This window comes from Ruminococcus albus AD2013 (assembly GCF_000526775.1).
Taxonomy (GTDB): Bacteria; Bacillota; Clostridia; order Oscillospirales; family Ruminococcaceae; genus Hominimerdicola; species Hominimerdicola alba_A.
Genome location: NZ_JAGS01000001.1, coordinates 1,343,767 through 1,356,330, shown reverse-complemented (window position 1 = coordinate 1,356,330; position 12,564 = coordinate 1,343,767). Strand labels below are relative to the sequence as shown.

The 12,564-nt window shown below is 43.1% G+C and carries 6 protein-coding genes; 2 read left to right on the top strand and 4 right to left on the bottom strand.

The annotated features are described in order from the left end of the window. Positions 1 to 265 precede the first annotated feature (265 nt). Positions 266 to 979 (bottom strand): SDR family oxidoreductase, encoded by a 714-nt coding sequence (locus tag N773_RS0106055; protein WP_024856951.1) that lies wholly within the window; start codon positions 977 to 979, stop codon positions 266 to 268. Positions 980 to 1,324: 345 nt separating this feature from the next. On the opposite strand from N773_RS0106055, the gene tnpB reads away from it, so the two are divergent. After that, positions 1,325 to 2,443: an IS200/IS605 family element RNA-guided endonuclease TnpB gene (gene tnpB, locus N773_RS0106050; RefSeq protein ID WP_024856950.1), complete on the top strand. Its 1,119-nt coding sequence runs from the start codon at positions 1,325 to 1,327 to the stop codon at positions 2,441 to 2,443. A 156-nt stretch (positions 2,444 to 2,599) separates the two neighbouring features. Here the strand turns inward: tnpB and N773_RS0106045 are convergent, their stop codons facing one another. The 3 genes from N773_RS0106045 to N773_RS0106035 form a co-directional block, all read right to left on the bottom strand. Beyond that, entirely contained in the window at positions 2,600 to 3,286 is a 687-nt protein-coding gene (locus tag N773_RS0106045) for an alpha/beta hydrolase (RefSeq protein WP_043538083.1), read from the bottom strand. A gap of 337 nt (positions 3,287 to 3,623) precedes the next feature. Beyond that, the gene (locus N773_RS0106040) at positions 3,624 to 6,731 is read right to left on the bottom strand and encodes a glycoside hydrolase family 9 protein (RefSeq protein WP_024856948.1); all 3,108 of its coding nucleotides are present in this window, start codon (positions 6,729 to 6,731) and stop codon (positions 3,624 to 3,626) included. A 765-nt stretch (positions 6,732 to 7,496) separates the two neighbouring features. After that, the gene (locus N773_RS0106035; protein ID WP_024856947.1) at positions 7,497 to 9,707 is read right to left on the bottom strand and encodes a substrate-binding domain-containing protein; all 2,211 of its coding nucleotides are present in this window, start codon (positions 9,705 to 9,707) and stop codon (positions 7,497 to 7,499) included. Positions 9,708 to 10,039: 332 nt separating this feature from the next. Here N773_RS0106035 and N773_RS19845 point away from each other — a divergent pair, with 332 nt between their 5' ends. Beyond that, entirely contained in the window at positions 10,040 to 12,541 is a 2,502-nt protein-coding gene (locus N773_RS19845; RefSeq protein WP_043537819.1) for an endo-1,4-beta-xylanase, read from the top strand. Positions 12,542 to 12,564 lie beyond the last annotated feature (23 nt).

The following is a 12,564-nucleotide window of genomic DNA, read 5'->3' as shown; positions in this document are numbered from 1 at the left end:
TTTTGCTTTTTCTCAAATGCAGACACCAATTTTCCGATCAGTATGATGTTTTGATTTACTTCGCCGGTGATCAGTTACACATCGACAAATTCCCTAAACTGAAATTACAATTCAACATTTTACCATAGAAAAAGGAGCTATCTTTATAAGTTAACTCCTAAATCTTGATATTGAACCTATTTAAGTACTTTTTATAACTCCGAAATAATTGAAATAGTCCTGTGTGCCGGACTTTTTGGTTTTGTTATTATTTATCGATCTTATGTTACAGCTTTGCATCGTTCATTGACCAGCCGTTGTCTCCGTGGTAGATCATCAGCTTTGTCATACCGCCATCAATGCAGATGTTTTCGCCGGTTATGAAGCCTGCCTTGTCGGAGCAGAGAAAAAGCACCATGTTGGCAATTTCAAGAGGTTTGCCGACACGGCCGCAGGGCTGCTGATAAGCATCTGCACCTTTATATATCATGCCGTCCGTTTCTATCCAACCCGGGGAGATCGAATTCACACGTACTTTACCCGCAAGACTGACGGCAAGTGCGTGGGTCAGTGCGGCGATACCGCCCTTTGCTGCTGTGTAGCTTTCAGTCTGCGGCTGACTCATTCTGTCCCGTGATGAAGATATATTGATTATACTTCCGTTGTTGCCAAAATGTGGTGCAAACAGCTTTGAAAGGTAAAAAGGTGCAGTCACACCCACTGATATGGCATACTGAAATTCTTCATAGCTACATTCATCTATGCCTTTCATGTTCGGCAGTGCATTGTTTATAAGAAAGTCGATATGACCGTTTTCTTTGATGACTTTTGAAGCAAAACGTTCTAGTACTGTCTTGTCTGAGATATTACCGACAAAATGATCTCCTTCAGCTTTGTCGATAACGTACACAACAGCTTCGTTTTTTCTGAACTCATCGGCGATGCATTTGCCGATGCCCTTTGCTCCGCCTGTTATTACGGCAATTTTATCATCTTTCAGCAAGAAGACTCCCACCTCTTAGGTGGGAGATGAATTGCGTTCCTTACTCACCGGACTTATCACTTTACTCATAGCATAAAATATTCAGTCGAATAAAATGGAGTGGTTAAAAAACAGTGGATTTGGATAATAAAGCATTTTCTTGCTTTACAAGAGGGGAGATTTTTTACAGGGCGAGAACACACGTTATTTCAGCTGTGGGATGAAGCCCTGTTTTTTTATTTTTTTTAAATTTTCTTGTATAATAATATTGTAGATAATAATTAATAACTGGAGGTCAGACAGATCAAATAATACTACTAATACAACACTATATAACATAAAGCCATAAAAGGAGTGAACACTATGGCAAACAAAGCATTTAAATTCAGAATATACCCAAATAATGAGCAAAAGGTTTTGTTTACCAAAACCTTCGGCTGTGTGAGATTGGTATATAACTATTGGTTATACAAAAGAATCAAGCAGTATAAAGAATATGAGACAACTTTAAGTTACAATGCTTGTGCCAAAGAAATGGCTGAACTTAAGAAAATGGAGAAATACTCATTCTTACGGGAAGTGGACAGCGTATCATTGCAGCAGTCGCTTCGACACCTGGATACAGCGTTTCAGAACTTCTATAAACAGCCCAAAACAGGTTTTCCCAGGTTCAAATCAAAAAAATGTAAAAAGAACAGCTATTCTACTGTTTGTATCAATGGTAACATAGCCTTATCCAATGGATACTTGAAATTACCTAAAGTCGGACAAGTCAAAGTAAAACAGCACAGGAACATTCCTGATGAATATGTTCTCAAGTCTGTGACAGTAAGTCAGACTCCAAGCGGAAAATACTATGCAAGTATTCTGTATGAGTACGAAAACCAAGTACAGGAACAGGAACTACATGACTTCTTAGGGCTTGACTTTTCGATGCATGAGCTGTACAAAGACAGCAACGGCAACGAACCTGCTTATCCAAGGTATTATAGACAAGCCGAAAAGAAACTGAAAAGAGAGCAAAGAAAGCTATCACTCATGCAGAAAGGCTCTAAAAACCGTGATAAACAACGTATCAAGGTTGCTAAAATGCATGAGAAAGTTGCAAATCAACGAAAGGACTTTCTACATAAACGGTCAAGACAGATAGCCAATGCCTATGATTGTGTATGTATAGAAGATCTTAACATGCAAGCAATGTCTCAGGCACTTAAATTCGGCAAGTCGGTTTCAGATAACGGCTGGGGAATGTTTGTAACATTCCTGAAGTACAAACTAGAAGAGCAAGGCAAAAGGCTTGTAAAGATAGATAAATTCTTTGCGAGCAGTCAGACTTGTTCGTGCTGTGGTTACATCAATAAGGAAACAAAGAACCTTGCTATAAGAGCATGGGACTGTCCCGAATGCGGAACTCACCATGACAGAGATGTAAATGCTGCAATAAATATAAGAAATGAAGGTATGCGTATAGCATTAGCATAGCCTTAATCATAAACAAACCGTGGGACACACGGGGTTAGCTCGCTTATGCTTAGTGCATTAGTACTATCGAACGAGAACCGAACTCGCTGAGGTCAGGGGAAGCCCCCGCCTCTTTAGGCGGGGGAGGATGTCACTTTTGAACATTTATCCCTCCGTTTAAATTCTGATCTTGTTATCTATGCACCAAGCGAATCCTTTTGCTGTTCTTATCTCAGGTTCCGTAAAATGGTTGCCCTCGTTCCATTCAAGGACAACACTGATACCTTGTGATTTTAACTTATCATACTGCCTGCGGATATTTTCACCTACAGCAGCCATTACCATATTTCTGGTTTTTTCTTCTTTTTTGCCTAAGCTGAGGTAAATACTATTTGCAGCAGGGGAGTGATTGTCGGTAAAATCTGACCAGTACTGAAACCACACTGAGGGTGAGGCTGCTGCAACAGCAGAGAAACTATCGGAGGTATATCCTGTCCACAAAGCGAAAAGTCCTGCCAGCGAATATCCGCCGATAACAACAGGCACATCTATGTTCAGTGAAAACTGCTTTTTTAGATACGGTATAAGGATTTCTTTGATGTAGGTGAGTGTTCTGTCTGCGCCGTTTCCGAAAGGCTCTTTCCCGAAAACAGGCGGTGCTGTCCATGGGGAAAGTTCGTTGTTCCAGTCAGTTATCTCAAAAGATGAAAATACGAATGATGTGTCGGTAAGTAACTTGATATGTGCGATCTCTTTGTCAAGTGTTTCTGCTTCTCGTTTGTCCACGGGTTGTATCAGCAGATATCGCGGAGTATCATCGGCATAAATGGCACATGGTCTTCCGCCGATAATTGTATTATTCATTTTCTGTATCTGTTTCAATGTGTTCTCCTTTTCAAAGTAAATGTATCCGCTTTTTCGGATATTGTAAAATTATACTATATAATATAGTATCCATCACGATTATAACACAACTGTAAATTTATTTCCAGAGGTAAAACACATAAAATCCGTGTGCTGCTGTTGTATAAATCAGATAGGCAGAACAGCAGCAGGAAATTATGAACCTAAAATAGTTTATAACAGAAAAACACGCCGCAACTCTAAAGAGTTTTGGCGTGTTTTTCATTTCAGGCTGTCATAACTCAGACACTGCCTTTGTAAACGCAGGGACTTGTGAAGACCCTATAGTTTTCTGTAATTACTTTACAGTAACTGTTGCAGTGTGCTTGAGAGATTCAGTTGCAGTCCATGTACCGTTGACCTTTGCAGCCACAGCGACTCTGTAAGTCTTGCCGGGTGTCAGGTTCTTGGGTGTTGTGTAGCTGTAAGTAGATGCAGAGATAGATGTTGTCTGAACTCTCCACTTTCCTGCAAGATATACAGCGATACCATAGTTGGTCGCACCCTTTACCGGCTTCCATGTGAATCTTATCTGGTGATAATCCTCACTGTAATCTACCTTGATTATCTCGGGATAAACGCCGGTAGTATCTTCATAAGATTCGCTCTTGGTAGTGAATGTCAGAGCCTTGGAGAAATCGGAAGTGTATTTGCCATTTACGAATGCAAGAACAGCTATCTTGTAGCTCTTGCTCGGCTTAAGGCTGCTGAAGGTGTAGGAAGTACCTGTAAGCTCGGTGACTTTCTTCCAAGTTCCTTTTTCGTAGCCGAATATGCCGTACTTAGTAGCACCGCTCACCTTGTTCCAGCTGATCTTAGCAGAGTTGGATGTGGTAGAATCACATTTAACAGTAGGATTAACAGATTCTGTATTGTTGCTGGTTTCATCTGCAGCGGTCTTGCCGTTAGGCTCTGTACCCCAGATGAGCTTGCCGTCAGCGTAAAGTGTGATCTTATCGGTGATAGCTTCTGCTGCGTTATCATCATCAAAGCTTACAAGATCGGGATAGCTGTAGTCGTTTGAAGAATCCCACTCGGGATAAACGTACTTATCTGGATCCATCTTTGTTGTAAGAGCAAACTGGTATACACGGCTGCCGTAGAACTTGCAGTCCTTCCAGGTGATCTCAACGTAGTATGTACCCTTGTTGTCGTACTTAACAGGATCGGAAAGTACAGCGTGTGACTTGTTGTTTGAATAACCTGCGACCTGATCGTAGTCGATACGTGCAGTAATGTAGTCGATGTCGTAACCCTTATCCTGGAGTTCCTTGATGTTGAAGAAATATCTTGCCTTGACATCGCACTCAAATCTCGGAGGATCAACTGTTCTGTTGTGAAGAACGACCTTCAGCTGGATACCGTCTTCCTTCTCCTGAGCTTTACCGCCTGATACAAAGTATCCTACAGGCAGCGGATTGCCATCTTCATCGATCTGATCGAAGCCCTTTGCATTTGAGGACATATCGAAGTTCTCGATTATGTGGTTTTCCTTGGCATCTTTGCCGCCCTTGCGTCCATAGTAGTGGTAAAGACCTGCAAGGTCGCCGCAGAAGCCTGCATTATAGTCATCGGTTACCTCGTTGTAGATGTAGTCCTTGGTAACATCTTCGTGATGGTCTTTAAGATCGGGACCGCCTACCAGTGCGCCCCAGAGGGTGTGTACCTGTGTGATAGGATCATCCATGCTCTGTGTAGCTGAGCAGTGTGATGCACGGTGGTGAGGATGGCTTGCGAAGTTGTTGCCGTAGCCTACCTCATAAGCATAACCCATGGGGTTGTTGCCGAGGATGTATTCCATCTGAGCTCTTGCCCAGGGAAGGAAAGTCTCGTCCTTGGTGGTCTTTGCGTATACGCAAGCGCACAGACCTGCAGCTGTGTTGTAACGTGCGGAACCGTAGCCGGATACGACTGCCCAGCCCTTGGGAGACTTAGCAATGAAGTCGCCGCTTGTTTCGCTGATAGGAAGATCAGCTATCTGGTCAGCGGTCATCTCTGTGTTCCAGAGATAGTCATCCATACCGAAGTACTTGTGACCGTGAACAGGTTCATAGCCCCAGTCGGAAGAATCAACATTTTCAGCACAGCCTGACCAGAATTCAAGGTTGTAGCGGAAGATGTACCAGTCACGTGCAGTGTTGGTAACAGGAGCCAGCTTTGCAAATACGCCGCCCCATACTGTATCCCAGCAGTGAACCCAGATGTTCTGCCAGCAGTTGCCTGTATCGGTGATGATACGCTTCATATATCCGGTGTAGGGATGAGCACCCTTATCGTTTGTTGTAGTTTCGTCAACTGCGATGATATCGTTGATATAATCGTAGTCTTCGGTACAATAGTAGAGCCATACAGCAGCCCAAGCCAGCTCATCGTAGTCATAGCTGGAGGTATAGAAGCCGCCGTCATAGCCAAGGCTGTAGCAGTTGGGCACCTTGCCGGGCTCCCAATCCTCAACATGGGTCTTTACCGCGAAATCGTAAAGAGCCTTTGCGTATTTCAGACACTTCTTAGCGTATGCGGGCTCGGTGTCCTTGAAGTTGAGGTAGTTGATAGCCAGCGATGCAGCTGCGCCTGCACACTGATCGGAAGCAGGCATCTCTTCGGTTGCGAAGTAAGCAGGACGCTTAACTGCGCAGGAGGAAGAAGCTACCATTGTATCCTCAACCTGAAGCTCGGGAGGGCACCAGTAGTTATGGTCGTTGTTACCTTCGCCGACCTGATAGCAGTAAGCAATTACGTTATCATCGTCGTCCATGAAAGTAACTTTCATGAAATAATCGTTGATCCAGTGGAGTTCATCCTCAACGTGCTTGTCGAGTCCAAGCTCCTTGTATGAATCACGGAACTCATAGTAACCCCAGCCTACTGTCGAAGCTGAGTAGCTTCCGGGGAGACCGAACTTAACGTGGTCACCTGCATCGTGCCAGCCGCCTGTCAGGTCAAGAGTGCCGTCACCGTCAGGATCGAGGTATTTCTTGTTCTTATCAATGAACTTCTGCGACATATTGACGCCGACATAGAGTGACGGGTCGGTATCGCCGAGGTTTGGCTTGGTTTTACCGTCATCACCTGTGCCAAGTCCCTGATCCTCCTGCAACTGGTCATCAGTCTTACCTTTGTTGACATTGGGCATCGGACTCATAGGCTGAAGCGGGATGTAGCCATCCTTCACATGGCAGTTATTACGCCAGGAGTAATAACCGTCACCTGTTACCTCGTCGCCGCACTTGTTTGCATCATAGAAGCAAAGTGCGAGCTGCAGAGCCTCTGCGTAGTTGTGGTAGTTGTTGGGATTCTCTTTGTCGATCACAGCGGCATCAGCGAGTGTTACTGCATTACCGGTGAGCATCATTGCTGCTGCGGATACGCTGGCTAGTGATCTTTTGAGAAAATTTCCCTTTCCCATTTAAATCTTCCTTTCTGAAAGTATTTTTTGCGGATCTCTCTTTTCAAATCTTCGTAAACGATTTCACAGCCGTCGCAAAAAATCCGGGTAAAAATTTGCGCGGCTGATAAAAGTGTCTATCTCTGAAATGAATAAAGATCTGGATTATGGCAAACGGAGATCATTAGGCTTCTTGTATATCATCACAAAAGTGTATAATATCATAGCATTTTTCTAAAATGACGAGAACGAAATGACTGCTCTTCAGTTTGCCTACACAATTATAATAACATAGAAATAGTCGTATGTAAAGTAAATTCTTGCGATAGTTAATATTTTTGTTAAATTCAAATAATAAGGATTAATGATTAATGGTCAATTTTACAGATATAGATTTTTCTGAAAAGCTGTGATTTACATTAAGTTAATAGTTACATTAAAAAGTGTGCTAAGTTGAATGTATACGCTGAATAAATTCGACTTTCACTTCAACAAAGCTAAAAGTAATCACAACGGCTGAAAAGTGATATTAGTCTTTAGATAACGAGTTAAAAGCCGACAGATTTTTGAAATCTGCCGGCTTTCTTCGCAGTAGTTAACTAAGAATTACCTTTCTGGTTATCTCGCTAACACACCAAATTAATTGGTGTATATCAGAACCAGAAATAATTGATGGTTATCCCTCTCCCCGCCTGCGGCGGGGGAAGGATAACATCAACACGATGACTCATTGTTATATATCACTTTGTGGTGTGTTAAGGGGACAACCATAATTACCTTTGATTCTTAGGTAGAACTGTTTCGATAGCTGTTTGGGGTAATGCCTGTCAGCTGTCTGAACTGGCGCATGAAATATTTTTCGTCTTTATAACCGCATTTGAAAGATATTGCAGGTATGCCTATGGTAGTAGTGAGCAGGAGATATTTTGCCATGGCGATGCGGCTCATTATCAGATCCTGATGGAAACTTATGCCGAAAATATCCTTGTATGTGGCACGAAAATGACCGTAGCTCAGTCGGAAGTCACGGCAGGTTTTCTGAGCGTCCCACTCATTTCCGGGGTCGCGGTACATGGAGTTTCTGACCTGCAGGTAATCATTGTAGTTTGCGTGATGCCGTTTATCGGAAAGTTGTTTGATCTTTAGGTTGATATTTTCGCTCAGACCTGAGATACATTCATCAATGTTTTCTTCTGCAGAGATCAGTCCTGACGTCATGAATATGGTGTCAATGCCTCTCTCCTGAATATAAAGGGGAGAATGGGATATGATTATCTCCAACTTATCCATGATAAGGGTGATATCCTCCTCCGTGAATTGCCCTTCAAAAGCAACGACATACAACTTGTCTGAAAGTTTTCCGCAGAAACCTTTGATATTGGCGGTGATCTGGTTCAGACAATCTGAGATCTCGATATCCAGTCTTACCAAAAGATTTTTCTTGTCGATACGGCTGTCGTCTGAATAGATGCCCGTACGTACCATTATAAGAGGAAGCCTGTCATTTTCGCCCAGCTTTTTACAAGCGTTTGCAAGTTCGTTGGTGAAGCCTTGTTTATTGTAAAGTCCGGTAGCAGTATCATGATACTCTGACAGATTGGTACATTCAAGCAGGGTGTTGATGTCATTTTTCATGCGGAGCACCTGAAGTGCATTAACGGTTATTTTCAGCCACACGATCATTGCCTGATCATAGGTATCGGGTGAGGTGTACCGGAAAATGAAATGTCCGAGTTCCTTTCCCTCTGAAAACAATGGTACGAAAAAGAGAAACTTTTTGTCTTCTGCACCGATAAGTTCAGAAGGGTACAGCTGACCCCTTGTGAAGAAAGCGGGGTTATCCGTGACTTTGTCGGGGCTGATTATGGTGTAACATATCATAGGTTCATTGTTTGAGAAATCTTTTATAGAAGCCTTGTGTGAACGTGTACACCAATCCTCATACAGGCATAGATATATCCCTGAAACATTTCTTATCATGTTGGAAAAGTTCCGCAGAGTTTGTATGTAATCGGAGATGGATCGGCAGGTGACGGCCTGCTGTTCAAATGTTCCGCAGAAATTCATATCGTTATACTTCTTGATCTGTCTTATCTCCACCAGTTCTTCAAGGAGATATTGTTTCTCCATACCGCAGGAACAGGTGTAGCCAGGGATCATGTATCCGGAAGTGTCGATATCCTGCATTTGAGCCCCTGTGAGCTTTGAATAGATAAGTGCTGCGGCTTTTGCACCTATGGCTGCACGGTTGCGCTGATAGGTGGTCAGAACAGGGGAGTGATAGATCCTTTCTCCGATATGTTCATATCCTATTACTGTAAGGTCATCAGGGATAGATATGTCGTGGTGGAAAAGTTTATCAAGAAGTCCGTAAGCCATATAATCATTTGCACATATCACAGCCTGAGGTATCCTTCGCTTTCCGCTTATGTAATCCTCTGCCAGATCTTCACCCGAGGTGTTCCAGAAGTTGCCGTATATCACATTTTCTTCGCTGAATGGGAGACCTCTTTCCATCATGATCTCCCTCACGCCTTCGATACGAAGCTGTGAGGTCTCAAGATCTTCCTGACCTGTCAGTATATCTATATCTCTGATACCGTGTACATCGGTTAGATGACGGGCGATATCCCTCAGATCACTCTTCACATCTGTATTTATACAGGTGAAGCCGTCTATTTTTGCATCTATCATAACAACAGGTACATCAAGAGCCTTGATATGTTCACAGATGCTCTTCTGCATATCGGGATAAATAAGAGATTCATAAGTGACTATAACACCATCGAGCTGTTCGGAATGTACCAGCTCGTAGACCTTGTTTTCCACCTCAACATCTGCATAGTACTCCGAAATATTATATACATTTGAAAATACAGCGATATCCATGTCAAGCTCATCGGCTTTAGATAGTATGCCTTTGAGCAGCTGCCGCTGTTCAGATTCCGACGCTCGGGCGGTCAATACGCCAATGAGCGGGCGTTTGTTAGTATTCATATTCATACCCCTTCTTACCATTTATATATGGTATCACATCTTACACCCTGTGAGCAGATAAATGCACACATGATAGCTTATATTAAAATATACTCCTGTTATTTCATTCATTCTGTCAGCTTATAATTGATTACTAATTATTATTATAGCACATTAATCACAAAAATCAAGAGCAAATCTGCATTTTTTTCACTTAATCTGCAAATAGTAGGTTGAAAATACGCCCTGATTGTTGTACAATATAGTTAGAAAAAATAACAATATGTTATTTTTGATATTTAAATTTTCACACGTTATTCAACGATTTTATTTTTAAGGAGATGGTCTTTTTTATGAAGAAGCATAAGAAAATTCTGGCATCGCTGATGGCTCTCAGCTGTCTGACAACAGCTATGCCGCAGTTAACTGCCCCTGTTTATGCGCAGGAGATCGTTTACGACAGTTTCGAGATCAACTATGATGGTTGGCACGGTACAGACACCTCAATAGAACTTACTGCTGTTGATAACGGCGGTTATGATTCTTCAAGAGGTATGAAGGTCACAGGTCGTACTTCAACCGAGGACGGCGCTGCTTCGTCAAAGGGTCTTTACCTCTTCGGCGGTGTTGATTACGATTATTCGATGCAGGTACTCAGTGAAAAGGATACCACTTTCAAACTCACCCTGAAGTACATTGATGAAGAGACAGATGAAGTGACTGTTGTAACTCTTGACGAAAAGAAAGTCAAGGGCGGCAAGTGGGCTGAACTTACAGGTGATTACAAGGCACCTGAAAACACCTACGAGTATGAACTGACTCTTACTAACGATAATACTGATGATTTCATCTTTGATGATGTCAAGGTAACTGCTGATAAGTCCGCTGCTATAGCTGCTGCAGCTCCTTACGGCAAGGGTCTGAAAGATGAGTTCGCTGACTACTTCCGTGTAGGTAATATCCTGAACGGAAATACAGTTAATAATTCCGCTATCAAGGGCATAATGCTCAAGGATCACAATGCTATCGAGTGCGAGAACGAGACTAAGCCAGACGCTACTATCGTTCAGAACGGTTCTACCGATACCAATGTAAAAGTATCTCTCAGCCGCTGCGCATCTATACTTGATTTCTGCGCAAAGAACAATATCGCTTTCCGTGGTCATACACTGGTATGGCACAGCCAGACTCCCGAGTGGTTCTTCAAGCAGGGATTCAATAACAACAATGGCTATGTAAATTCCTACACTATGGATCAGCGTATGGAAAGCTACATCAAAAATATGTTCAATGCATACGCTACACAGTATCCTTCTGTAAACCTTTACGCTTATGACGTATGTAACGAGGTAATCTATGACGGAACAGCCAATAACGGCGGCCTGCGTCCTACCAACGGCACTAACGGACAGAACGGTTCTTCTGCATGGGTAAGAGTTTATGGAAACAACTCATTCGTTGAAAAGGCATTCACTTATGCAAGAAAGTATGCACCTAAGGGCTGTAAGCTTTACTACAACGATTACAATGAGTTCGCTCGTGATAAGAAAAACTGCATAAAGAACACTATACTTGTTCCTCTGCACAACAAGGGTCTGCTGGACGGTATGGGTATGCAGTCACATATTGATTGTAGTGCATATAATTCTTGGGGTTCAACTCAGGAATACCTCGCTGCAATGGATGATTACCTCAGCCTGGGTATCGATGTTCAGGTAACTGAGCTTGATATCTCCCGTGACGGCGGAAAGTTCTCGGATCAGCAGCAGGCTGATAAGTACAAGGCTATTTTCCAGCACTGTGTTGACGTAAACAAGAGCGGCAAGTACAAGGGCAAGGTTACGCTTGTTCAGGTATGGGGTCCTAACGATAATAACTCCTGGGTTGGTAAGAATAATCAGGGCAAACCTAACTATCCTCTGCTTTATGATGGAAACAATCAGCCTAAGACCGCATATAACTACATAACTTCTATCATTCCCGACAGCCAGTGGGGCGATGGTTCCAAGTTCAACGGCGGCGCTGAAGTTAAGCCTATTGAGCCCAATCAGTACGGCTGGTACTTCAACTGCGGATTTGAAGGTTCTACCGATGACTTCTCCGGAAGAGGTTCTGCAAAGGTAGCTTCCAGCAACACTACTGCATTCGTTGGCAACAGCTCACTGTATGTATCAGGCAGAGAGAGCGCTTGGAACGGTGCTACTTACACACTTAGTCCTCGCGCATTCCAGCCCGGCAATGAATATAGCTTCAGTGCGATAGTAAAGTATACTGAAGGCGACGCAACCGATAAGTTCCATTTCACAATGCAGTATGATGATGCCAGCGGCACCACAAATTACACAAAGATCGCTACTGAAACTGTAAAGAAGGGTGAGTGGACACAGCTTGCAAACACTAACTTCAAGATCCCCTCTGACGCTTCCAATATGCAGATCTACGTTGAGACTGACAGCTCTACAACTTCATTCTATGTTGATGAAGTTATCGGTGCTGTAGCCGGTACAGGTATCAAGGGACCCGAGAAGACTAATACAAATCCCGATCCTGATCCTCAGCAGACTTCCGGCGATACTTATCCTCAGAATATCAGAGTGAACTACAGCGCTCAGTATCATCAGATCCAGTTCACATGGAGCGCAGTTCCCAATGCTCAGAACTACGGTATCGCAGTTTATCTGGCAGGCAAGTGGAGAATCCAGACTCAGTCCATCTCCGGTTCGACCCTGTCTTACGTAACTCCTAAGAACCTGACACCCGGCTTGAGCTACAAGGTAGCTATCGCAGCTAAGGTAAACGGTACATGGGACGTAAATAACGCAATCAAGAACGCAGTTATTGTAACTGTAATCTGATAAGCTGATTCATTTATCTGAAT